This window comes from Pseudomonas putida (assembly GCF_050990305.1).
GTDB lineage: Bacteria > Pseudomonadota > Gammaproteobacteria > Pseudomonadales > Pseudomonadaceae > Aquipseudomonas > Aquipseudomonas putida_AH.
On the sequence record NZ_CP158817.1, the window covers coordinates 5,071,643 to 5,095,825 of the forward strand.

Genomic DNA, 24,183 nt, shown 5'->3' on the forward strand with positions numbered 1-24,183 from the left:
AATTTCACAGGGTGAAAATAATGAGTAATCGTCCCAGCTTGGTTGCCTTGAGAGCCTTTGAAGCAGCCGCCCGACACGGCAACTTCAGCGTTGCCGCCGCCGAACTGCACCAGACGCCGTCTGCTGTCAGTCACCAAATCAAAAGCCTCGAAAGTTACTTCGGCTTCCCGTTATTCATCCGTCACAGCAGGCATCTGGAACTGAATAACCAAGGCCGACGTTTGTTCAGCGTCATCAAACCGGCCTTCGACTCGATCGATCAAATCTGCACCGAGCTTCGGCCCTTTGCAGAGACGGAGAAACTGGCCGTCCATTGCTCCCCCAGTTTCGCCAGCAAATGGCTGGGTCCGCGCCTGACAGATTTCTTCGCCCAGTACCCTCAATTCACACTCAACCTTTCTTCCAGTGCCACACCGATCGATCTACACAAACATCCTGAACTGGACATGGTGATCGCCTACGGCGCTGCGCTCAAAAGCTCGGACATCTGCGTAGAGAGCCTGGGGGTCGAAGAGTGTTGCCCGATGGGGGCACCGGCACTGATGGGCGGCAGGACGGAGATCAGTTTTAACGAACTCTCCTCCATTCCACTGATCGAGTCGCAACTCAATCCACTCTCATGGCACGACTTCTTCCGACAGCACGGCAAGCCCATTGCAGAAATCATGCACCGACCTTCATTTGACCGTGGCGCACTGGCGTTGGCGGCAGCGGTGGATGGCCTAGGATTGGCACTGGAAAGCGTACGGTTTGCCGAACAGGAACTGGCCAGAGGCACGTTGGTTAGGTATGCCATCGAGGATTGCCAACCGGTCATGCGCGAGGTGCATTTTCTCTGCTATCGACACACGCAGAGAAACTCGCCCAAGATCGTGGCTTTTCGCGAGTGGCTGATTGATACCTGCAACAAAAAAGGCTGAGAGTCTTGAAGCGAAACTACTTTGGGACCTAATGTTTTGAATTGTCCGGACGTCCGTCTGGGGGAAGCTAAACTGACACCTCATTGTCCGATTTTCTGGACTGAAGGAGCTTATAAAGGGTCAGGGATGGGGTAGCCGAAGCTCCTCACCGTGAAGCAGACACTCTGGGCTTCACGGGCCAGGGTCACCTAGACTGGCTGTTCCCGGTCGCCATACAACACGGAATTGCTTACTAGATTGGTAAATACCTAACTCATGCGCAGCGAGTCGAACTGGCCCGAAACGGCGGTCGGGTCATTGAATCGGATTTGTCGCTGCGGATAGTCAAGTAGAGCGCAATTTCGTAGGTTGCCACTCAACGTCTTTAGCAGCCCGTTCCAATGCTGACTGCATCCATTCCGGTTTACTACAGGCCTGGAGCTTTCTGAATTCTTCAAGGCTCAATGATCGTAAGATCCTCTGAATAACCAACATGGAAGCTTCTTTCCTCCCAAGGTAGAGCAACGCGACGAGCGCCACGCCTACCCTCGTACCAGCTTCTTGTAAGTGCTCGCTGGAGACGTGCTGCAGGCGAACCACAGCACTCCCAATTCGAATCTCACGGGTCGAACCGCTCGTGTAATAGACTGGTTGAACTTGCATTTGAGTACTGATACCCAAACGTCGGACAGCTTCTGCCCCGTGGATCTGGAGTTTTTCTCCACGTCGCCTAACCAATGCTTTAACTACCTGAATCGGGCTGGGCCGAACACGCCCAAAGATTTTGCTTTCCTTAGGCCGCATGTAAATACCGCGGATTACGCGCTCTAGCTTCCCCGCCTGCACCAGCCTTGAAAGAGCTTTGTCGACAGACGTGCGCGTCCCAACCTGAGAGAATACAGAACCCGCGAATGGCCGGCCTTTCCTCATATGTTTGATTCGGTTTGATATCGTTTCCGCGACAGACATTCGGGGCCGCCTCAATGTCAGAAATAAGCGCCTTAGTTCCTAACAGACTACGCAACTACCAGTCTTCAGTTGATGAGCAAAAAACGGGACCAAGCGTACCTATCGCTAAATTACTTGCTTGCTCTTCAATCCAGCCAGCCTGCAGAACGTCGCGCTTGGTGGGAAAGTGGCGCAAAAGAAACTGAGCATTCTTTCTAATGTGACCCGGCACGTCTGTATCGCGGGCAAGCTCCCTTAAAAAATCATGAGTTTGTGCCACAGACCTGGTCCGTTCAAACGGCATTGTCATATCAGCCTCCACATGCTGAGATCATCAGTTAAGTATCAATGAGTCAAAAATAAATCCCTTCAACAGCTTGAATTAGCACCTGCTCCACTGCCTGAGCACCTTGGATATTGGAAAGCATTGCTATCGGCGTAGCGTGAGAAAAACTCTCCTTCGGAGACATCAACCAACGCCGAGCCTTATCGTCATTGCCGAAAATTACCTCTGAGAGCGCGACGATGTGTGCGATGCGAAACAGATGCGCACTATCTTTCGCACTCAGTCGCTGACCACCGGGTGCATTCTCATCAGCCAATACCGAAGAGATGAAGCCCGAACAATCGAGAAGGCTTGCACCGCAGTATTTGAGAAACGACTCAAGGCTGCAGGTCGGGAAGCCGACCCTAATCATTTCGTGGATATCTTGGTCTGACGCGGCTGAAGGAATACGGACGACCACCTCCAAGCGGGCTCGGTAAGAATGGTATGCCTTCGCACGCAAATCTTTCGCAGACATAGCCACCCCATACTCCCCATTTATCGGTATAACTTCCGATCCGCATCGCTCCTTGAAAGTGATGCGAGCTATTGATCAGCATCGACATCCAATATCGCATCCAGGAATCGACTCGCGCGAGATGAACGCCTTTCGAGCAATTCACGCGCCTCACAAGTGATTTTGCTGGCCATCAACGACTTGATGAATTTCTTTTTCTTACGTTTGTTTTTCTGTTTTCGCACGACAGGCTTCTCAGATTGGTGGCAAAACAGTGCTTTGTCGCTCGCCAAACGAGCTTTAGGAGGCCGCTGTCGCCCGCTAGGCCAATTCAGGGGAGGCCGAAGCCGAGCTTTTCCAAGCACGGCTTCGTTGATCTCCCTACGCGCTCAATACACACTGAGAAGCTGAGTTCGGTAGTGCTGCGAAAAGTTGAGCTCATACAATGCAGGCTCATATGAGCCAGGAATCGATATTGCGTCATCGCCCCCCTCTCGAGAAAAGGCGCCGCCCATTGAACCTCCTAAAATGGCGATTTCAATAGTGCTAGGATCTTCAGGACCGTCGCCAATCTCGTCATCGCACTCAAAATCCGAAGCTCGCACGACACTCAATACGGCATGATCATGGGGCAGATCATCGGCCAAGCGCTCCGAGTACTGCTGGAGCGCTGGTTCCGCGAGAACATATAGCCAAGCTTTTTCATCCGCATCACTTGAGCGCCTGAGGATTCTGCCCAACACCTGGCGATAGTGCAGTTCGGTACGTATACGACTTAGATGACAACAAACCTGCAGCCTGGGTATGTCCGTCCCCTCGCTGATCATGCCAACCGCAATAATCCAGGTGCAGCCACCGCGTCGAAAATCATCGATGACCTGCTGCGCGTTTGGCGTCTTATTGGTCACGACCTGACACACCTCTCCCTGGGTACGCATAAGCTCAGCTATGTGATGAGCGTGCTCAATGTTTGTCGCAACCACCAGGCCGCCGGCTTCCGGATTTCGCTCACGGATATCGCAGAGTTTTGTACACCCTAACGACAGAATCTGCCGCAATATATCGTCATGAAACAGCAGATCTTCATAAGACACGGGTGACTCAGAGAGTAGCTTGGCAATACTCGGATACGTCGTGACGGTGCCTTCTGTGGATAGCGTTTCAGTTAATCTCACCATGTTGTTATCCAACACGACTATGCGCGGCGACCGACATACGCCGTCGGCGATTGCCTCCTGCAAACCATATCGGTAATCACAGATCAACACCCCATCTGGCTGAGAATATCGAGCAAGCGCGATGGCTTTCTGGTCAGACCTCCAAGGTGTCCCTGAGAGGGCAAGAGTGAAAGTGGCGCGATCTTGAATCCTTTGAACAATCTGCTGACCCCATGCATTGCTTAACAGCAAGTCATGGCCGGCGCAGTGATGGATTTCATCAAAAACTGCGAACACCCTGTAGTCGTCGAACAGCTTCCAGAACGCCGCATCTCGATACTCCATTCCTTGGTACGTGCAAGCAGCACCGACGGCACCTATCAATCCATCCAAGCGCTTCCCTAAAACGGAGGAGAATGTTCTCTGAAATCCATCCATGGTTTGCCGTGACGGAGCAAAGCAGAGAATCAAATCTATCTTGTCTTGCTGCAGCAATTGCCTTGCCAGTTCCGCTGCCATTTTCGTCTTGCCGGCACCTGGAGTCGCTTGGCAAAAAAAATGAGGTTGCTGGGTGTAGTGCTGTACAGCCAACGTAATACAGTCGTGTTGCCATGACCTGAGAGTAGAGTTCATGCGGCTGAAATCGCCTTAAGCGTATTCTCGATTGCACGAACGTGACCAAGGAGCTTTGAGCTCCTATCGCGAGCTTCCAGGTATACCCCTTCAAAACGACCCTTCAAATGAGGAATCTCCTCAAACAACTGCTTGTACCGCTCGGTCTCCCCCAAGGACGAGAGCAGATCAAGCCGGGTCTCCTTAAGCATCACTTGAAGGAGGGTCCGGTCATCTTGCCTTTCCTTTGAGCTAGGCACGGAGCATGGTGTTTCTCTTCCCTCATCAGCTGGAGCGTCGAGAGAATCGACAGTCATGGAGAAGCTCCCATCAACCAGTACGAGCTGCAGCCGTAAGGGCATCTCCAGAATACAAAACACCTGATCCCTCTTCTGGCGCTGCGCTGCCATTTCCACCCAGCCAACGCGAATCAACCTTCGGATCTGTTCATAAACATAAACGCGTACATCCGCGAGCCGAAAGCTTGAGGGTGGAAGGAGTGCCGCATACGCGTCTCTCAACTGACGGGTCGTGAATTCCCTGGAAAAATGCTCGCAAAGCAGGAAATGGAGCTGCCTGTCGAATTCGAATAAATCTTGTTTCATGCAGGCGCCTCAATGACCTTTAAACAAAAATACGGATTATAGTCCGTGGCTGATTCGTCCGCAAACGCTCGATAGTCTTTCCTCATGTGATTCGAGGCGGCTATGGGGAATCTGGCGAAAGAACTGGGGAAAAAGATCAGGCAAGCGAGAAAAGCAAAAGGTCTATCGCAGGACTTCTTCGCACTGATTTGCCAAGTTGATCGAAGCTACATGGGTCGAATTGAGCGGGGCGAAGTCAATATTACGGTCGAAAAGCTGTACCAAATTGCCGAATGCCTTGGATGTGGCCCAGCGGAACTATTACCGTAGAAAACTTATGAAAGATGAGATGTTAAATGACAAAAAACTTGATTGACCATGAAAATCCAACCAACTAAGCCTACTAAATAAAAAGCTCGCCACACACTAAAAGTCACATAAAACAGATATATTACAATATAAATATTTTACACTTTAGTCCTTTTGTATTTCTTCAGGCCTTCTCTTTACTAAAGCATATAGATCTATATTGGGAATTGTCTCTGCATTCAGTAGCATCCTTTCAATCATTCGGAGTTGCTCAGCATTATTTTTTTTTAGCACTTCAACCTCAGCCTTAAGGTGTTCTATCTGCTCAACCAACTCCACATCAGAAGCTGTTATTTTTGTGTAAAGCGAGGGTGATGCGCCTCTAAGTAGAGCTTTCTTGTTTTTGTATGATGTAGCTATTCCCACATAAGTACATAGAGTTTGCCTTGTCGTTTTTATTGCAAGCTCAAGCTCTACCCGTGTTACCAGTGCTTCCCAAGTGAGTTTACCCGTCCATTTGGTCAGCATAATCTCTATCTTACGTTGTGCCTGGGCAGAAATTTTTGGTTCTACCACGTCATTTCTCCTTATTATTCAGACCAAAAGTAGACAAAAGTGAACGTAACTGAGGGTTGGTATCCGTATTAGAGTTCGGAGCTTTATCTTTGATCAAACTTCTTAAACGCGCCTCATAATCGGGGAGCGCACATGCAATTTTTTTTATGACCTTCGTATTTAAATCAATCAAATTGAATTCAGAATCTTTGTTAGAGTAGCGAATTGTTGTACCTACGGAGCATCTTTTCATAAGATCAATCAACATTGAAAGAACTCGTACATTTCTAGAATGGATAACAAACCATCTTTTCATTGCCGAAGAAGCTGACAAACGAATATCACCCGCCACCGAATCTAACCGCGCATTTTGAAACCCTAAATCTTTCTCAAAAAGCTCGATAGCACTCTCATCACCTGCAATATAACAAGCCTCTGGACAAAGAAAACACTGGGAGACGAAATCATTCAAATAATTGCAGGGATTTACATTTAGATTTTGACTACAAAGTCCCGTCGAGGTAATCGAAGCAGGTAGATTCGTAACCGTTGCAAGCTGCTCCTTAGAATAAGTTCTAATTGTACTTTTGTCGAACTCAGGCGGATTTACTATCGCGCTTACTCGGCTTGCTTTTATGTCATCACTTGTATGGATATAAGTATGAGTTTGCTCAGAATCTGTCCTACCTGACCAAGCAGTAATAATTTCAACTGGAATATTACTTAAATCAGCGAGAGTATTTGTTAGGTGGCGCAACTGATTTGGAGTCAGCCGTATCTCTGAGGAATACCCATAGTCAACGAAAAGCGAATCCATACGTCCATGGGGACAAAGTCGAGTTAAAATGGAGCTTCCTAATGAGGCCAAAGGGACAACTGCGTAATTCGTTTTCTGAAGTATCTTTCCACCTCCCCCTGAGTTTTTTGAATCTCCATAAAACCAACCTCCCAAGAAGCAAAACATAGCATTTTTAAGCTTAATGCTCGATTCACCCGTAGAGAAAGAAAGAGGAAACTCGGGTAGAATTTTTTTCCTATAAAAAGACACCCACCAATTTTGCACCTCTTCCACCGTGACGACGTCTTTATCAACAAATAGCTCTGGAAGTTGTGTATACCCGAATAGATAGGGTAAAGCAGATAATTTAGTCTTCTTAGAATTCGATACAGATAACTGATCATCAGGCCTCAAAGAAAAAATTGGTTTATTTTCAAAAAAACGACCTCTGTGTTTGGCATTAGTACTCGATAAATCCGCCCCTTTCTTTAGTACCGGAACACAATCATCTACACCATAAAAGCCTAGTGCATAGCCCAGTGTAAAAAGATTTGGTTGTTGAGTCAGAGACAAGTTTTTCTTTAACTCCGTTTCAATCTCGAAATCCCCAAGCAACCTTTTCCAACTATCAGAAGGCTTTTCATAAAATCTGCACAGTATTCTGGCGGGCTCACAAGCATTGAAAAAATAGTTAACGGCTTTGTTAATTGGCTCAGCAAGCGCAGAAAGTACGTGATTCCGATTATTTTTGTATCCTTTGCTTCCAATCCAATTAAGATAATAAACGGGATCCCCATCGCCCTCTGAGTGAGACTGAAGTGCTTGTTTAGGCAGAACTGGAATTTCAGCAGAGGTACGGTTAGGTGATGCAAGAGATAGAAGGGTAAAAGTTAAAACCATTGCATCATGGATCATTACGTCCTTACCTGGGAGAACAGTTCCTTTTTCATCAACATGCTCGAATACTGTTGAAAAAATATTACCCAAGGCTACAACTGCACTGATATCAGGAAGTTTCTCCAGCTTCTTATCTAAACTTGCATGCCCAGTTCTGTCTCGATCATCAACACCCTGTAAATCAATCTTTCTCATCAATCCCTTATCAGCACAGAAATCTAAAAATGGGCGCAGACGGTCAACAGTTCTACTTCCTAAGAAAAGACTGCGAACTGAAGACTCCGATTGAACATAAAGATCGCCATCCATCCGTGACAACATCTTTCTGGCGGCAGATGTTCGAGCTTTTTTTTCACTGACAGACAAATTCGTATTGGTTGTTTCGATAACCCAAATCTTTATCAAATAACTATATGGGTAAGGTAGAGCATCGCTAGGCAGGTTACCGCAATTTTTACCCTTTTTTCCATGTTTTCCGCAGAGGAACCTATTATAGCGTCCGCTATTTGGATCGATGTGGTGCCAGATTAAATCATCGAAATCTGCCTTCTCTCCACCAGGGCCCTCAAATTGTACGAATTCCGATTCACGATACAAACAGATTAGTGATTCCAATCTGTCTAAATATTTATTAATCATCTATTGAGCGCTGCCTGGCAAGAGTCTCATCGCACACGGAAATAGTCAATTTAACCCAAACAATCTGCCGCTCGAGCTTTTCAATGCTTCGAGTATGAAGAGGATTGAGTAAGGCGCTACGATTTACCGTAAGCTTATCCTCCGCCGCTTCTAAGACTGACCTGTGATCTGCCTCAAGTATTGGACGGAAATTAGGACACCCATAACAGCCCAATGGCCGCCCCATAACTGTGGAACAATTATGGCATACACGCTCATTTCGCGCCCCACCGACAGGGTTGAAATTATGGTCAACTATGACTTCATCTCTTTCCTGGGTCAAAGCTAAGGAGCCGCTAAACGCAGCCATAAGAAATTCGTTGCCTATATATTTTGAGTCAATCTCCCGTCTGGACTTATAATCCAAGTCGATGTAGTGCCGTGCAGCTGGCACAGTTACACCGGTTATTTTGGCCAATTGTGCAGCGGAAAGTCCATCTTGTGCACCTCGAGTTAATACGGTATGACGAACCCTATTAGAACTAGCTATACAATCCGCTACGCGATCAGAGTTGGGACGAACGCACCTGATGGCATTTGTGATGGTCGATTCCGATACATGGTAGGCAGTTGAGCGGGAGGAAAAAAGACTTTTTAAGAAGTCTAGAGACTCTACTTCCAAAGAAAAAAGGCTTACATCTGGAAACATAGGAATATCGTTCATTAACTTCAGAAGCTCTATATCATCAACGTCAATCTTCGATGATGTCATGAGTAGCTTGAGCCCCTTGAAAACTATTCCCTTAAACTCAATTAGCACTTTTGCTAACTCTTCAGAAATATATAATGGATATCTCTCGGGACGCTCCCGTGAAAAAAGCATTCCCGTAGACTTAACGATGTACACCCTAAGCTGAAGCGTCTCTCCCCCCAAGCTGCCTATCTCGTCCACACTACGTATTGCCGAATCGTGAAAACTTGAACCTGAGGGAATCAAATCGGACCATTTCAAAAGCGCAATCTGGATTGGCCGACGTACAATGGATACCAACAACTTAGTCGTCACCATATTTTTGAGAACACCATAACGCATCGATGACTGGTAAAAGGAAAGCTCTTGCTCAACACTCCACTTAAATCGCTGAAGGTTTTGATTAATTTTCTTCGCCAGCGAATCAAACTCTACACCGTTAAAAGCACCTGTAGACAAGTCAAGTGGATTAACGCTAGTTTTATCTAAATGCTCTCTTGTGAATTTGTGGTACCCATGAAATTTCTTATGTCCCATTTTTGATAAAGTACCAAAAAACTGATTAAGAGCCTTTTTCTTATGCGTACTCAACCCACTCCATAACGCCTTAACTTTATCTAACGAAGGTATGCCACCCAAGATAAATGGTCTTATATTGGTAACAACTCCCCATGCGGTGCTTGCAGCCTTGGTTCTTACGTAATAGACAAACACATCCAAAATTAACTCTTTGTCAGTTTCTGTCATATCGGAAGTATGAACCCAACCAACGCTAACCCGCGCTCCTTTCCCTGTATTTGGGAGTATTACCCATTCGTCATCTAAAGCATTAACCATCAACCCAGACTTGGCTGAAAAAAATGAAGGCACTTTATCAGCTTCATTTGTCGATTTCGATTCGTTTAAGTGCTTCACTTTTTTTGCGCCATACGTTGCTGATGCGCTATCGACAGTTCCCTTGCTACAAGCGCCAAGCGCTTATCATCATATACGTCGACCATTGTGCTATTTTGCGACCACCCCATCGCATATTTTCTAACGTCTTCACGAAGAACTGGATCAATTCCAGCACGATCAGCCTCTTTATCATAAAGCTCATTCCATTTATGGCGGAGCATATGGGGATGGACATGAAACCCCAAAGCCTTAGAAATTGTCTGAAATATTGAGTTTATCGATTTTAAGGAAAGTGGTTGGCCTGCAGTTCCTTTAGAATCATTTTCACTGATCAATAAAAAATCATGATACTGAGCCAGAGAAAACTTTGACCGAACATGATCAATATAGAATTTAACATGTAACATTAAATCTTGACCAACCGTAGCCAGATGCGCCTTAGTCTTTTGGTTGGGTTTTTCTGTACGAGAGTCCGTCGGGTCGTTTCCCGAGCGGTATACAGATACCTGATCATAAGTCCCGTAGAAATGAAAGTCTGAGACCTTGGACTTCGCTAGCGCGCCTCTCCTGATACCTCCGCGAATTAACAACTTAACTATTAAGTAATTTCTAATTCTTGATCCTTTGAATGGATTATTAGGTGAAGAAGGCTCTATCATTTCCAATAATTTTGTGAAAAGCTCATCAGGAATCACAGACTCGTCAGCATCCTTTATTTCTTGTCCGTAATTTCGCCCAAGACCTTCTTCATCTAGTTTAATTTTGGAAATCAGCTTATCAAAACGATCATTCAGTTGTTCTTCAACCCCGTATACACCATGGAACTGTTCAAACAACCATTTAAGAAAGTATCTCAGCCGTCTGATGCGTCCTTGCAAAGTCTCATTTGATACCTTCGCCATCCCTTTCTGATTGGCGACAATAACATTACGGAGGTGTTTATCGCTTGATCGAAACTGTTTTATCCCTAAACTTGAGTCAACCACATTCCTGATTAAACAACACGCGTCATAAAACTGCATGTACTCTTTGTGTGATATCAACTTTCCAGACGCAACTCGCGCCGGAAGATTTATCTTTTTTTCAAAAAAGAACTGAAGCACGAACAACAATTCATTCGCGTATCTAAGCCTTGTATTTGGCGCTTTAGAAGACAGTGACCCATTCAGATAACACGAAACATACGGGTCAATCGGACAATCCGAATCATCGACTATGGACACGAAAGGTAGCGAATTATATTGGTATTGTCTGACTTTCATTGACAAAATACCTCGTCCAATAACCTGTCAATGAAGATTAGTACGAGAGAGAGCTTTGTCAAATTAGAGGAAGGGATAACTGATATACGGCAGGCTTTAAAGCCAAAAATTGACGAGTTTCCTGGTTTACAAAATAATCTTTGCTTATAACTTGCCGCCGGACAGGCAGACCATGACCTTATCGCCGTCTTCAATCATGTTGAAATCAGCGACAGCCTCACCGGCCTGACGGCGAAGGCGCTTTTGCAGTTTGTTCTGGTTGACCGTAAGAGTGCCCATGACGCGAAATCCGTGAGGTGTGACGAAAGGCGGGCATTTTACGCAAAAACACCGCCGGGGCGAAGGACCCCGACGGATCGCCAACCCTCCTGAATGTTCGGGTCCCTGTAGGAGCTGCCGAAGGCTGCGATCTTTTGATCTTGTTTTTAAAAATCAAAAGATCGCAGCCTTCGGCAGCTCCTACAGATGCAACCGCGATTACCTGAGTCATTTACAGCGCAATTTGCTCTAAGCCCCCTCACCTTGTGAGGTTAACTCCTTCCTATACTGCGTCATAAGGTCGCATACAAATCCAGACCTATGACTTACTCGGCCTCATTGGCTTGTAGGCGCTCCGCTGGGGGGCGATGGTAAAAACAAGAGGAGTGACTGGCATGATCCATCACGTAGTGGGGCTCTTCACCCACCCTGACCAAGAATGGAAAGATATCCGTGGCGACCAAGAGGAAAGCATCAGCCACATGTACCTGACTCACACGCTGATTCTGGCGGCGATCCCCGCTGTGTCCGCGTTCATCGGCACCACGAAGGTCGGCTGGGTGATTGGTAGCCGGGCACCGGTGATGTTGACGATGGAAAGCGCACTATGGATGTCGATCATGTCGTACCTGGCGATGCTGGGTGGCGTTGCGGTAATGGGCGCGTTCATCCACTGGATGGCTCGCACCTATGACGCCAACCCGAGCCTCTCCCGCTGCATTGCATTTGCAACCTATACCGCAACACCGCTGTTCATTGGCGGTCTGGCGGCGCTGTATCCACACCTGTGGCTGGGAATGATCGTTGGCACCGCCGCGATCTGCTACACCGTTTACCTGTTGTATGTCGGGTTACCGACTTTCATGAACATTCCAACTGACGAGGGCTTTCTGTTTTCCAGTTCGGTGCTCGCCGTAGGCCTGGTGGTGCTGGTGGCCATCATGGCCTTTACTGTCATTGTCTGGGGACTCGGCGTGGGGCCGGTCTACACTAATTAGCAACTCACCACCCAAAAACTAGATCTGCCAACACAGGCCGCCGCAAGGCGGCCTTTTAATGCGTGAAAACAGAGGCGACAACGACCATTCAGCGCTTGGGCGATTCGCAAGGTTCGGGGGTTGCGGCATACTCGACGCCTCTGGAGATCCATCAAGCATGCCCGAGCAACTCAATACCCGCGTCGAAGACTGTTTCCAACAAGCCGAATCCTTTTTCAAGCGACCTTTCAAGCGCCCCGTGGTGAGCCTCAAGCTGCGTGGGCAAAAAGCCGGTGTCGCGCACTTGCACGAGAACTTACTGCGCTTCAATCCGCAGTTGTACCGGGAAAACACCGAAGACTTTCTCAAGCAGACCGTGGCCCACGAAGTGGCGCACCTGATCGCCCATCAACTGTTCGGCGACCGCATCCAGCCCCATGGCGAAGAGTGGCAGTTGATTATGCGCGGCGTGTACGAATTACCGCCCAATCGTTGCCACACCTACGACGTCAAGCGGCGTAGCGTGACCCGTTACATCTACAAATGCCCATGTCCGGACAGCGATTTCCCGTTTTCGGCACAGCGTCATGGATTGGTGAGACAGGGGCGGCGGTATTTGTGTCGGCGGTGTCGCAGTACGTTGGTGTTCAGTGGGGAGATGCGGGTCGAGTAGTTGGATTTGGGGGGTTAATAAGGACGTCTTCGCGGGCAAGCCTCGCTCCTACAGGGTTCGGCGTTGAATACAACATGTGTGAACGATTCCGATACTGTGGGAGCAGGCTTGCCCGCGATGAGGCCGGTACTGACGCTAGAGAATCACCTTGGCACGCCGCAACGCTTCAATTTGCTCGCCACCATACCCCAACTCCCCCAACACCTGATCGGTATGCTCCCCCAATGCAGCCCCAACATGCCTTGGCTGCGGCAACCCCTCTGAAAACTTCAACGGGCACGCAATCTGCGCCTGACTCGACCCATCGCCGCGTGGCACCTGGGTCACCACTTCTCGCGCCCGCAGTTGCGGATGCCGTACCGCTTCACCCAGGCTCAGGACGGGTTCGACACAGGCATCCAGCTCGGCAAACAGCGCACACAGTTCGGCATAGTCATGCTTTTCGAACTCGATTTTCAGTGCGTCCTTAAGCCTCTTCTGTTGCGTCGGTTGCGGCGAAAGACCGAGGCTCGCCAGCTCTTCAAGCCCCAACGCCACACACAACGGCTTCATGAAGCCCGGCTCCAGGCTGCCCACCGAGAGCCAGCGCCCATCCCGCGAGCGGTAATAGTCGTAGAAGCTGCCGCCATTGAGCACCTGTTCTTCCCGTCCCGGCTCGACACCACAGGCCAGGTATCCGGCTCCGGCCATGGCGTTCAGACTGAACGCGCAGTCGGTCATGCTGACATCCAGATGCTGCCCCTGCCCTGTTTGCTGCCGGGCGATCACCGCCGCCAACAGTCCGATCACGCCGTGCAGCGAACCTCCAGCCACGTCCGCCACCTGTGCCCCCAAGGGCAACGGACCGCTGTCGGCGCGGCCGGTATAGCTCGCCAACCCGGCCAGCGCCAGGTAATTGATGTCATGACCAGCGCGGTCCTTGTAGGGGCCGGTCTGGCCGTAACCGGTGATCGACACGTAAATGAGCTTCGGATTGATCGCCTTCAAGGCGTCATAACCCAAACCCAGGCGTTCCATGACGCCGGGGCGAAATTGTTCCAGCACGATGTCGTAGTCCTGCAGCAACTGCTTGATCACCTCCAGCGCCTCAGGCTGTTTCAGGTCCAGCGCCAGACTGCGCTTGTTACGGTTGAGGTAGGCGTGGCTGGCCGATACACCTTGATCGTGGGGTGGCAGCACGCGCAGCAGGTCCATGCGGGTCGGCGATTCGATGCGCAGCACTTCGGCGCCCATGTCCGCCAGCAATAACGAGGCAAATGGCCCCGGCAGCAGTGTCGAGAAATCCAGAACCTTGAGTGATGCCAGTGGACCGAGCATGAGCGTTCTCCCTTTACGATGCCCACAGCCTAGGCAGCCGATCGACTTGCAGCAATCACCTTATGCGCCAGTTACGCTGACCGTTGCGCTCAAATTGCAGGCAAAAAAACCCGCCGAAGCGGGTTTTTCATTACGACAAGGCTTACTTGGCGTTCGTTGGGGTTACCCCTTCGACGTGGCCCAATACATCGTCTTTAGGCTCATCGGCAATACCGCGACCGCCCGAAGCCAGCTCGGCATGCAAAACGTCGGTGTCCAGCTCCTTGACCCATTTGGCCACAACAATGGTGGCAACGGCGTTACCGACCAGGTTGGTCAGGGCACGGGCTTCGGACATGAAACGGTCGATACCGAGGATCAGCGCCAGGCCGGCAACCGGCAGATGACCGACCGCGGACAGAGTGGCGGCCAGTACGATGAAGCCCGAACCGGTCACACCGGCGGCACCTTTGGAGGACAGCAGCAGGACCACCAGCAGGGTGATCTGATGGGTGATGTCCATGTGGGTGTCGGTGGCCTGGGCAATGAACACGGCGGCCATGGTCAGGTAAATCGCGGTACCGTCGAGGTTGAACGAATAACCGGTCGGGATCACCAGGCCCACGACGGATTTCTGCGCGCCCAGTCGCTCCATCTTGATCAGCATGCGTGGCAGCACCGATTCCGAAGAAGAAGTACCCAGCACGATCAGCAGTTCTTCACGGATGTAGCGGATCATTTTCAGCACGCTGAAACCGTGCATGCGGGCAATGGAACCCAGCACGATCAGGATGAACAGCAGGCAGGTGATGTAGAAGCAGGCCATCAGTTGACCCAACTGCACCAGCGAGCCGACACCGTAGGCACCGATGGTGAAGGCCATGGCACCGAAGGCACCGATTGGCGCGAGCTTCATGATCATGTTGATGATGTTGAACATCACGTGAGCGAAACGATCGATGAAGTCCAGCAGCGGCTTGCCGTAGGCACCCAGGCGATGCAGGGCGAAACCGAAGATCACCGAGAACATCAGTACTTGCAGGATATCGCCTGTGGCGAACGCGCCGACGATAGTGCTCGGGATCACGTTCAGGAGGAAGCCGATGACGCTTTGATCAGCACCCGCTGCAACGTACTGCGCGACTTTAGAGGCGTCCAGCGTGGACACATCGATGTGCATGCCGTTACCCGGCTGAACGATGTTGACCACCACCAGACCGACCAGCAGAGCGATGGTCGAAACGATTTCGAAATACAGAAGTGCGTAACCGCCCGTCTTGCCGACCGACTTCATGTCCTGCATGCCAGCGATACCGCTGACGACGGTGCAGAAGATGATCGGGGCGATGATCATTTTGATCAGCTTGATGAACCCGTCACCCAGTGGCTTTACCGCCACACCGAGCTGTGGATAGTAGTGACCGAGCAAGATACCGATGACAATTGCAACGATCACCTGGAAATACAGGGATTTGTACAGTGGCTGACGAGTCGTCATTGCAAAGTTCCTCAAGAGTACGCGCCGACAACATCCATCTGTTGCCTTCGCACCTCATTTGCGAACCCTCCTGCACTGGAGGGATTTGTTTTTTCGAGCTGCGCGACGGCAGACATCTACCGCTTGTATCGCAAAGCCCGTGCCACCTTCCGTGAATCCGCTGCAAGCCCTTTGACATCAGGGGTTACAGGTTTTTTTCGTCACTAAACCGTTACAACGCAGTGGCGGATTTCCGCCCATCAGCCAAAACACATCCTGCAATTTGGCGGATATCCGCCTTGTTCGCCTGCTGAAACCGCAGCTACCATCCGTCGCTCAATGGATGGATTTGCTTTTTATGCGCGAACGCACCATCGCCAGTCATTTCGCCCGTGCAGCCCTGCGCGGCGCGCAACGTAGAGGCCACGATTACTCGGGTCTGTTGCAGCAATTGGGGATCAGTCCCGAGTTGCTCGATGAGCCGCGGGCGCGCATCGCGCCAGAGCAGTTCACCCAACTGATCCAGGCCCTCTGGATGGCACTGGACGACGAATACCTGGGGTTCGGACGAGCGCCGAGCAAATCGGGCAGCTTCGCGATGATGTGCCATGCAGTGATTCATTGCCGCACTCTGGAGAGGGCACTCAAACGCGGCTTATTGTTTTATAGCCTATTCCCTGATGCCCCGCGCCTGAGCCTGACACGCGAAGACGAAATGATTCGACTGAGCCTGGACGATTCGCAGCTCTGGGATCCGGACCATTTCCTCACGGAATATCTATTGGTCATCTGGCACCGATTCGGCAGCTGGCTGATCGGCCAGCGCATTCGCCTGGAGCAGGCCTCGTTCAGTTATCCGCGACCGGATCACGGGGCGGAATATGAATTGTTGTTCTCCTGCCCTCTGGTCTTCGCCACAACAACGCAGGCGACGGGGCAAAGCAGCCTGCTGTTCCACCGCCGTTATCTCGAGATGCCGTTGCTACAGGATGAGCGCACCCTCAAACATTACCTTCAGCGTTCGCCAGCCGATCTGCTGTCGCGACCGGATGACGGCCATAGCCTGAGCAGCCAGTTGCGGCGTTTACTCAGTCGCGACAATGCCCCTTGGCCAGACCTGGAAGCCGTGGCCGCTCACCTGCACATCAGCCCTCAGACTCTGCGTCGGCATCTGCGCGATGAAGGCACCAGTTTTCAAGCGTTAAAGGACCATCTGCGCCGGGACATTGCGATCTATCACCTGAGCCGCAACGACCTACCCTTGCAGCAGATCGCCGAGCAGCTGGGGTTTTCCGAGCCTTCGGCGTTTCATCGGGCATTCAAGAAGTGGACGGGGCTGACACCGGGGATGTATCGGGCGCAGGAGCATTAGGGGCGGACACAAAACCTTGTAGGAGCTGCCGAAGGCTGCGATCTTTTCTATCAAGCCACCGGAAACTGAATCCTGAACGCCGCCCCGCCCAAAGGCGAATCACCCAAGGTCAGCTTGGCGCTGTAGCTTTCGATGATGTCCTTGACCACCGCCAGGCCAATGCCTTGCCCGGGATGCTGGCGATCCAGGCGCTCACCCCTTTGCAGGATACGTGCACGCTGGTCAGGTGGTACGCCGGGGCCATCGTCCTCGACGCACAACTCAATACCACTGAGCATCTGCCGCACGCTGATGCGAACTTCGCCCAGACAAAGCCGATAGGCGTTCTCCAGCAGGTTGCCCATCATCTCCAGCAAGGCCCCCTGCTCGATGGGTACGTAACATTCCTCCGGCAGGTCTAGCACCACCCGCACGCGTTTATCACGGTAGACCTTGTCCAGCGTGTCGCACAGGCTTTGCAGCACCGGGCGCAGGCGCACTTGATGACGCACCAGGCCACTTTTGCGCAGGCTGGCGCGCTGCAATTGATAGCTGATTTGCTGACTCATGCGCTCGATCTGGGTTTGCAGCACCCAGGCCTGATCGCGATCTTCGGGCCGTTGCGCCATGTCTTCACTGACCCCCTGCAACACCGCCAGCGGGGTTTTCAGGCTGTGTGCCAGATCATCGAGAGAATCCCGGTAACGGCTGCGCTGTTCGCGCTCGCTGTACAGCAAGCGGTTCAGGGAGCCTGTCAGGCGCAACAGCTCACGAGGATGTTGTTCGCTGAGGCTTTCGCGGTGACCACTTTCGATTTCGTCCAATTCCTGGCTGAGACGGCGTAATGCCTGCAAGCCCCAGGTCAGGCCGATCCAGAGCAGCGCCAGCAGCACCAGCAAAGCCGCGCCGAAGCCCAGATAGAGATTTTCCCGCAAGCCTTCGAGGGTTTGTTCGTACTCGCGAACCGGTTGCAGCGCGACAATACTAAACGCCGCGCTTTTGCCGCCCAGCAGCTTGACCTCGACGTCATAGACGAAGAATTCCTGGCCATTGGCTTCACTGATCCGCGCGAACTCATTTCCGCGCCCGTCGTAACGTGGCTTGTAATTAATGTGCTCTTCTTGAGTGGCCTTGGAACGCCAGACCAGGTGACCTTCACGGTCGTAGATATAACCGAGCAAACGGCTATCGGTGAGGTTGAAGCGCTCGTCGGGCAATTGTGCCGGCATTTCCAGGCGGTTGTTCTCTACCCGGGCCGCGGAGATCAGCGTCGTCACGTCGGACGCCAGGCGCTGCTCAATGGAGTCCTGCAACGCCAGGCTGAACGCGCCCTGCATCGCCGGCAACAACGCCAGCATGAACAACACCGCCAGGAGTGTGGCGGCGAGCATCAATCGAACACGAAGCGAACGAATCAAGTGCAGCGCTCATTGAACAGGTAGCCAAGGCCGCGAACGGTATCGATGGGCTTGAACCCGGCCGTTCCCTCGAGTTTGCGTCGCAGTCGACCGACCAGTACCTCGATCACGTTGGGATCGCGCTCGTCGTCATCGGGATACAACTGCTCCATCAGGCGATCCTTGGCCACCACTTGCTGGTGATGGCGCATCAAGTACTCGAGGATGCGGTACTCATAGGCCGTCAGCGCCAGCGGTTGATCGTCGAGGGACGCCTGCTTGCGATTGAGATCGAGCAACAACGGCCCGGCGACGATGGTCGATTGGGTGAAACCGCTGGAGCGGCGCAGCAATGCATTGAGCCTGGCATCAAGCTCTTCGAACTGGAACGGCTTGACCACGTAGTCGTCGGCACCGGCGGCGAGGCCTTCGACCTTGTCCTGCCAGTTGCCGCGCGCAGTGAGGATCAGGATCGGAAACGTCTTGCCCCGCGAACGCAGCTGACGGATCAGATCGAGCCCGCTCATGCCCGGCAGGCCGAGATCGATCACCGCCAAGTCATGGTTGAACTGTTCGGTCTGATACAACGCCTCCTCCGCATTGGCCACGGACTCGACCACATGGCCGCTTTCCGTGAGGCGGGTTTGCAGGTGATGGCGCAACAGCGCTTCATCTTCGACGACCAGCAATTTCATAACGCTCTCCTGCAACTCAAAAGCTCCAAAGCCGCGCGCGCCTCAATGACTAATATCACGACTGTTCACTGAAAGCGGTCAGATAGGTCAAATCGTAGCGGCCTTTGAGGTCTTCCTGACGAAGTTTAATGCCATTGTGCGAGACCGACACGTTGTCATACGTGGCGTAGTAATCGTGCTGGCGGCCTTGCGAGGCCAGATGCATGCCCCAGGCACTGTCATGAGCGACCAGGCCACCCACGTTGGAGTATTTCAGGACGCCGGACTTTTTGACTTTATCGCCGGTCTGCCCAGAGATAAGTCTGCCGTTATCGTCCGTAGCATGGGCAGCAACACTGACGCCCAGGACGGTGAACGCCAGAATCAGGTTTTTCAAGCCAGTCATAGGGAGTGACCTCATGCGCTGTTCGCTATTGGGTAGCGGCAAGGTTACGGGCCATGCCCTGAACTCCCCCTGAACGCAATCTGAACCTAAGCTGAATCAACCCGTTCCGTTTGTTCCGACCGACATCAAACAGGAGATCCAATCATGCGTGTATTTCTCGCTGTCCTCTTGCTGGCCCTGAGCGGACTTAGTCAGGCCGCCATCAAAACCCAGGAAATCCCTTACCAAAGTGCCGACGGTACGAAACTGATCGGTTATTACGCCTACGACGACGCGATAAAAGGCCAGCGCCCAGGAGTCGTGGTGGTGCATGAATGGTGGGGCCTCAACGACTACACCAAGCGCCGCGCCCGCGACTTGGCCGCCCTGGGCTACAGCGCCTTGGCCATCGATATGTACGGCGATGGCAAGAACACCGAGCACCCCAAGGACGCCATGGCGTTCATGCAGGCCGCCACCCAAGACAGTGCGGCGTCCAGCGCGCGCTTTCTGGCCGGGCTCGACTTGTTGAAGAAACAGCCGCAAACCGACCCGAATAAAGTGGCGGCCATTGGTTACTGCTTCGGTGGGGCGGTTGTGCTTAATGCCGCGCGCCAAGGTGTGCCGCTCGCCGGGGTGGTGAGCTTCCATGGCGCGCTGGCAACCCAGGCGCCTGCGACGCCGGGCAGTGTGAAAGCGAAAATCCTGGTCGAGCATGGCGCGCTGGACAGTATGGTGACACCGCAGAACGTTGCCGCTTTCAAGGCCGAGATGGACAAGGCCGGTGCTGACTACAGGTTCGTCAGCCTCGACGGCGCCAAGCATGGCTTCAGCAATCCTGACGCCGATCGCTTGAGCCATGGTGATCACGGCGGGCCGGACATTGGTTACAACAAAGCGGCGGATGAAAAGTCGTGGGCGGATATGCAGGCGTTTTTCAAGAAGATCTTTAGCTGATCAGTTAAACCCTGTGATAAAGGGTTTATGTGGTGAGGGGATTTATCCCCGTAGGGCTGCAAAGCGGCCCCAAAACCTGCTACCGCGTTTCAGCTGGGAAACTGCGGCCTTCAGGTTTGCGACTGCTTCGCAGCCGAGCGGGGATAAATCCCCTCGCCACAAGAGCCTTAAGCCCTACCCAGTCAGGAGGCAACCCGGCAAAATGCCCGACATGAATTCCGTCCCCGCCCTGCCCGCCTGCTGCACACCCCTCGATGCCCATTGGCCGCTACCATTCGTGCTGCCCGATACGGTGCTGTTGAGTACCCACTTCGATGCTTCGCAATTGCACAGCAATGATTTCCAGCAAAGCGCCATTGAGGCGCCAGCGAGCATCCAGCGCTCTGTCGCCAAGCGCCAGGCTGAATATCTCGCCGGGCGGATTTGCGCACGGGCGGCCTTGCAACAGCTGGAGGGCTTGAACGTCAGCCCGGCGATCGGCGAGGACCGAGCCCCCGTCTGGCCCGCGCACATCAGCGGCTCGATCACCCACAGCACCGGCCGCGCCGCCGCCATCGTCGCCAGGAAAAACCATTGGCGGGCTCTGGGCATGGACCTGGAAAACCTGCTCAATGCCGAACGGGCCGAACGTCTGGCCGGAGAAATCCTCACCCCGCCCGAGCTCGCGCGCATGGCCGCCGGGCGTCGCGATCAACTGGCACTGCTGGTGACCCTGACCTTTTCGGTGAAAGAAAGCCTGTTCAAGGCGCTGTACCCGATCGTCCAGCGACGCTTCTACTTTGAACACGCCGAGGTGCTGGAATGGACCGAAGTCGGTGAAGTGCGATTGCGGTTGTTGACTGACTTGTCGAGTGAATGGCGTAACGGTACCGAACTGGAGGCGCAGTTCGGGGTGCAGGATGGGCAGTTGTTGAGCCTGGTCAGTATCAAAGCCTGAAAATCTTCAGTGCTTCCGAAGACGCCATCGCGAGCAAGCTTTGCTCCTACGAATCGTGTGTGGTGGGCACAAAACCTGTAGGAGCAAAGCTTGCTCGCGATGAGGCCTGAACAGGCAAAAGATAACTCAACGTCTCTCCTGATTCCTTGGCCAGCTCAGACTGAAGCAAGCGCCGCCCAGGCTTTTGCTCTTGCCGATCAACGCTCGCCCTTCATGCCAATGGATGATGCGTCGAACAATGGACAAGCCCAATCCGTGCCCCCCTGAAGCGCGAGTACGGCTGTCATCCAGGCGCAGGAACGGAGTGAAAATTTTCTCCCAGGCCGCCTCCGGCACGCCTGGCCCATCGTCCTCGACATCCACACGACAACGCTGTTGTCCCACCTGATAGCTGATGGTCACCCGTGAATGCGCGTGGCGCATGGCGTTGCTGACAAGATTCTGCAAGGCTCGATGCAGGTAACGCGGCTCGGCCTCAACCCAGGCATCGTCACAATCGGCGGCTGACAGGCACAAGCCTCGCTGCACGTTGACATCGGCACGCAACGGCGCCAGCTCCTCGATCACCTGATTGACCAGCGCGTCCAGGTCGATACGCTGAAAATTCAGGGCCGGCGAGCCTTGTTCCAGCCGCGCATAGGTCAGCATCTCATCCACCAGTCGGTCGAGATCCTCGATGTCGTGATCCATGCCCTCGCAGTATTTTTCCAAGGCTTGCGGGGTGGTGGCCGAACCGATCATTTCCAGACCAAAGCGCAAGCGCGCCACTGGTGTGCGCAGTTCATGGGACACGGCACGCACCAGCTCACGCTGGATCGCCAGCAGTTGCTGCAGATGCTCGGCCATGCCGTTGAACGCCGACGCCAACCGTCCCACGGAATCCGCGCCACGTGTCGGCACGCGAGTTTCCAGGCTGCCCTTGGCGATGCGCGTGGCCGCGGCTTCCAGGCCGCGCAAGCGCCGCTCCAATTGACGCACCAGCAGGTAGACGATCAAACCGATGAGGGTCAGGCCCAATGCCGCGATCAACACCAGCCACTCCGGCGGATAAGGGTTCATCTGGTACAGCGGGCCGATTTCCAGCACCCATGGCGTGCCGACCATGCCGGCGAACACCCGGATCGAATCACCGCCCTTGCCCAGGGCCATCACCGTGTCGCCTTCAGAGATCCGACGACTCTGATCTTCGTCCATGTCGGCGTCTTGCACCGTGACCAGCCGCAAGTCGAAACCAAAGCCCTTGTCTTTCTTCAATTGCGCCAGGCGCACCGGTTGCTCGCCCACCGGGTAGCGCACAAGCTCGTCGACCAACAGGTAAATCGTCGCACGGGCCAATTGCTCACTGATCTGCTGAACTTCACCCGTGAGCACAAGCTGTTCCTTGTCGCTGACCAGGCGGTAAACCTTTGCCGCATGCGGACCGGTCTGTTCCACCAACGCCTGCCCCCGCAGCACACGGGTACGCTGGGTGAGGTCGAGGTCGGTCTCGTTGAATGTTTTCAGCGCCAGCGGAATCCCCAACAGACGCTCCCACACCAGCAACGCCCGGTGCCGCTCGGTCTGGTTCATCGGTTGCAGGTTATCGGCCATCAACGAAAATGTGCCGTGGGCCAGCCGCTCGCGGTATTGCTCGCTACGCACCTGATTGAGCATGTGCAACGCCAACACGCCAAGTACCGCTACCAGTACCAGAGCGGCACACATGCCACCATAGATACGCAGGAAGATCGAGTTCACAGGGACGGGTCTACGCAGGCCTCGGGAACGAACAGGTAACCTTTGCTGCGGATGGTCTTGATCAGCCGCGGGTGCTCCGGGTCATCGCCGATTTTCGGGCGTATACGCGAGATACGCACGTCGATGGAGCGGTCCTGGCCGTCATAGCCGATACCCCGCAGCGCGGTGAAAATCTCTTCGCGCGAAAGAATTCGTCCGGCGTTGGCGACCAGCAGCCAAAGCAGATCGAACTCAGCGCTGGTCAGTTCGATGCCGTTGTCGCTCAGCCAGGCTTCGCGCAGCGCGTTGTCCACTACCAGCGGGCCGAATTGCAGACGCCGTTGTTTTTCCGGGGCGGCCTCCGGCGCTTCGCTGCGTCGCAACAACGCCTGGATGCGCGCCAGCAACAAGCGCGGGCGCACCGGTTTGCACACGTAATCGTCTGCACCCAGGTCCAGGCCGAGGATCTGGTCGGTGTCGTCGCTGCGTGCGGTCAGCATCAGGATCGGGCCGTCATAATGATCGCGAGCCTTGCGGCAAATGCTCAGGCCGTCTTCACCAGGGAGCATCAAGTCGAGGATCACAAGGTCCGGTTGCTCCTTGATGATGCGCGCCACCGCCAAGGCTCCATTGCCCTCGATCGACACACGCAATCCATTGGCTTGCAGGTAATCACGGGTCAGTTCGGCAAGACGCTGGTCGTCTTCGACAATCAATACCTGCCAGGCTTCTTGCTCCACGGATGACCTCTGTTTCTCGATAACACTAATAAGGAAGGGTCCACCCGTCTTTTTGTAATGATGGGGGTGGTTAGATTGACTGCATGCAGGCCGATTGTATAAACGTCGCCCGCACAGAACACAAGCCGGTAAATGCGTTCGGACAGGGCGGTTTTTTGTGATAGGGTTCGCGCCCTTAAAAATCCATCCGACCGTTTTCGATCCTTGAAAAATGATGAAAAAAGGCTCGGTCCAGCAGCATCGCGGCCTACACGCCGATTGGCTCTGTCACACACAATTTACGCACAGGTTTATCC

The 24,183-nt window shown here is 52.9% G+C and carries 22 protein-coding genes and 2 pseudogenes; 7 read left to right on the forward strand and 17 right to left on the reverse strand.

The genetic code is table 11. The annotated features are described in order from the left end of the window. Window positions 1-20: 20 nt before the first annotated feature. Complete coding sequence (locus ABTV22_RS22905; RefSeq protein ID WP_433736724.1) at window positions 21-920, forward strand: LysR substrate-binding domain-containing protein; 900 nt, start codon at window positions 21-23, stop codon at window positions 918-920. A 324-nt stretch (window positions 921-1,244) separates the two neighbouring features. On the opposite strand, the gene ABTV22_RS22910 is transcribed toward ABTV22_RS22905, so the two are convergent. From ABTV22_RS22910 to ABTV22_RS22930, 5 genes are all read right to left on the reverse strand, one after another. Then, entirely contained in the window at window positions 1,245-1,868 is a 624-nt protein-coding gene (locus ABTV22_RS22910; protein WP_433736725.1) for a DUF6088 family protein, read from the reverse strand. 55 nt (window positions 1,869-1,923) lie between these two features. Further along, on the reverse strand, window positions 1,924-2,157 hold the full coding sequence (locus ABTV22_RS22915) for a BPSL0761 family protein (protein ID WP_433736726.1): 234 nt from the start codon (window positions 2,155-2,157) through the stop codon (window positions 1,924-1,926). A gap of 43 nt (window positions 2,158-2,200) precedes the next feature. Beyond that, entirely contained in the window at window positions 2,201-2,650 is a 450-nt protein-coding gene (locus ABTV22_RS22920) for an antitoxin Xre/MbcA/ParS toxin-binding domain-containing protein (RefSeq protein ID WP_433736727.1), read from the reverse strand. Window positions 2,651-3,018: 368 nt separating this feature from the next. After that, complete coding sequence (locus ABTV22_RS22925; protein WP_433736728.1) at window positions 3,019-4,419, reverse strand: DEAD/DEAH box helicase; 1,401 nt, start codon at window positions 4,417-4,419, stop codon at window positions 3,019-3,021. Next, window positions 4,416-5,003, reverse strand: coding sequence for a hypothetical protein (locus ABTV22_RS22930; RefSeq protein ID WP_433736729.1), 588 nt, complete (start codon window positions 5,001-5,003; stop codon window positions 4,416-4,418). Before ABTV22_RS22930 ends, ABTV22_RS22925 begins: the two co-directional genes overlap by 4 nt. 102 nt (window positions 5,004-5,105) lie before the next feature. On the opposite strand from ABTV22_RS22930, the gene ABTV22_RS22935 reads away from it, so the two are divergent. Then, complete coding sequence (locus tag ABTV22_RS22935) at window positions 5,106-5,312, forward strand: helix-turn-helix domain-containing protein (protein ID WP_433736730.1); 207 nt, start codon at window positions 5,106-5,108, stop codon at window positions 5,310-5,312. Between the two features lie 144 nt (window positions 5,313-5,456). Here the strand turns inward: ABTV22_RS22935 and ABTV22_RS22940 are convergent, their stop codons facing one another. From ABTV22_RS22940 to ABTV22_RS22960, 5 genes and pseudogenes are all read right to left on the reverse strand, one after another. Then, window positions 5,457-5,867, reverse strand: coding sequence for a hypothetical protein (locus ABTV22_RS22940; RefSeq protein WP_433736731.1), 411 nt, complete (start codon window positions 5,865-5,867; stop codon window positions 5,457-5,459). Window position 5,868: 1 nt separating this feature from the next. Continuing rightward, window positions 5,869-8,160, reverse strand: coding sequence for a hypothetical protein (locus ABTV22_RS22945; protein WP_433736732.1), 2,292 nt, complete (start codon window positions 8,158-8,160; stop codon window positions 5,869-5,871). Beyond that, on the reverse strand, window positions 8,153-9,805 hold the full coding sequence (locus ABTV22_RS22950) for a hypothetical protein (protein ID WP_433736733.1): 1,653 nt from the start codon (window positions 9,803-9,805) through the stop codon (window positions 8,153-8,155). The genes ABTV22_RS22945 and ABTV22_RS22950 overlap by 8 nt, the downstream gene beginning before the upstream one ends. Further along, window positions 9,802-10,890, reverse strand: a complete 1,089-nt coding sequence (locus ABTV22_RS22955; protein ID WP_433736734.1) for a site-specific integrase — start codon at window positions 10,888-10,890, stop codon at window positions 9,802-9,804. The genes ABTV22_RS22950 and ABTV22_RS22955 overlap by 4 nt, the downstream gene beginning before the upstream one ends. Before the next feature lie 309 nt (window positions 10,891-11,199). Beyond that, window positions 11,200-11,328, reverse strand: a pseudogene (locus tag ABTV22_RS22960) (tRNA 2-thiocytidine(32) synthetase TtcA); the annotation flags it as partial. A gap of 374 nt (window positions 11,329-11,702) precedes the next feature. On the opposite strand from ABTV22_RS22960, the gene ABTV22_RS22965 reads away from it, so the two are divergent. Both ABTV22_RS22965 and ABTV22_RS22970 read left to right on the forward strand, forming a co-directional pair. Then, on the forward strand, window positions 11,703-12,305 hold the full coding sequence (locus ABTV22_RS22965; protein ID WP_433736735.1) for a Yip1 family protein: 603 nt from the start codon (window positions 11,703-11,705) through the stop codon (window positions 12,303-12,305). A 157-nt stretch (window positions 12,306-12,462) separates the two neighbouring features. After that, window positions 12,463-12,957: a SprT family zinc-dependent metalloprotease gene (locus ABTV22_RS22970; RefSeq protein WP_008074985.1), complete on the forward strand. Its 495-nt coding sequence runs from the start codon at window positions 12,463-12,465 to the stop codon at window positions 12,955-12,957. A gap of 135 nt (window positions 12,958-13,092) precedes the next feature. Here ABTV22_RS22970 and ABTV22_RS22975 read toward each other — a convergent pair whose 3' ends face one another. Both ABTV22_RS22975 and ABTV22_RS22980 read right to left on the reverse strand, forming a co-directional pair. Next, window positions 13,093-14,274: a CaiB/BaiF CoA transferase family protein gene (locus ABTV22_RS22975; protein ID WP_433736736.1), complete on the reverse strand. Its 1,182-nt coding sequence runs from the start codon at window positions 14,272-14,274 to the stop codon at window positions 13,093-13,095. Between the two features lie 142 nt (window positions 14,275-14,416). Next, window positions 14,417-15,751, reverse strand: coding sequence for a dicarboxylate/amino acid:cation symporter (locus ABTV22_RS22980; RefSeq protein WP_433736737.1), 1,335 nt, complete (start codon window positions 15,749-15,751; stop codon window positions 14,417-14,419). A 337-nt stretch (window positions 15,752-16,088) separates the two neighbouring features. Between ABTV22_RS22980 and ABTV22_RS22985 the strand changes: the two genes are divergently transcribed. Then, a complete protein-coding gene (locus tag ABTV22_RS22985; protein WP_433736738.1) occupies window positions 16,089-17,102 on the forward strand; it encodes an AraC family transcriptional regulator in 1,014 nt (337 codons plus the stop codon). 50 nt (window positions 17,103-17,152) lie between these two features. Here ABTV22_RS22985 and ABTV22_RS22990 read toward each other — a convergent pair whose 3' ends face one another. From ABTV22_RS22990 to ABTV22_RS23000, 3 genes and pseudogenes are all read right to left on the reverse strand, one after another. Continuing rightward, window positions 17,153-18,499, reverse strand: a complete 1,347-nt coding sequence (locus ABTV22_RS22990; RefSeq protein ID WP_433736739.1) for an ATP-binding protein — start codon at window positions 18,497-18,499, stop codon at window positions 17,153-17,155. Further along, complete coding sequence (locus ABTV22_RS22995; RefSeq protein WP_433736740.1) at window positions 18,496-19,173, reverse strand: response regulator; 678 nt, start codon at window positions 19,171-19,173, stop codon at window positions 18,496-18,498. Before ABTV22_RS22995 ends, ABTV22_RS22990 begins: the two co-directional genes overlap by 4 nt. Window positions 19,174-19,255: 82 nt before the next feature. Beyond that, window positions 19,256-19,558: pseudogene (locus tag ABTV22_RS23000) on the reverse strand (hypothetical protein); the annotation flags it as partial. Window positions 19,559-19,702: 144 nt separating this feature from the next. Between ABTV22_RS23000 and ABTV22_RS23005 the strand changes: the two are divergent. After that, window positions 19,703-20,494, forward strand: a complete 792-nt coding sequence (locus ABTV22_RS23005; RefSeq protein WP_433736741.1) for a dienelactone hydrolase family protein — start codon at window positions 19,703-19,705, stop codon at window positions 20,492-20,494. A gap of 211 nt (window positions 20,495-20,705) precedes the next feature. Next, window positions 20,706-21,431, forward strand: coding sequence for a 4'-phosphopantetheinyl transferase family protein (locus tag ABTV22_RS23010; protein WP_433736742.1), 726 nt, complete (start codon window positions 20,706-20,708; stop codon window positions 21,429-21,431). A gap of 126 nt (window positions 21,432-21,557) precedes the next feature. Here ABTV22_RS23010 and ABTV22_RS23015 read toward each other — a convergent pair whose 3' ends face one another. Continuing rightward, complete coding sequence (locus tag ABTV22_RS23015) at window positions 21,558-23,168, reverse strand: ATP-binding protein (protein ID WP_433736743.1); 1,611 nt, start codon at window positions 23,166-23,168, stop codon at window positions 21,558-21,560. Beyond that, entirely contained in the window at window positions 23,165-23,887 is a 723-nt protein-coding gene (locus tag ABTV22_RS23020; protein ID WP_433736744.1) for a response regulator, read from the reverse strand. Before ABTV22_RS23020 ends, ABTV22_RS23015 begins: the two co-directional genes overlap by 4 nt. Window positions 23,888-24,183 lie beyond the last annotated feature (296 nt).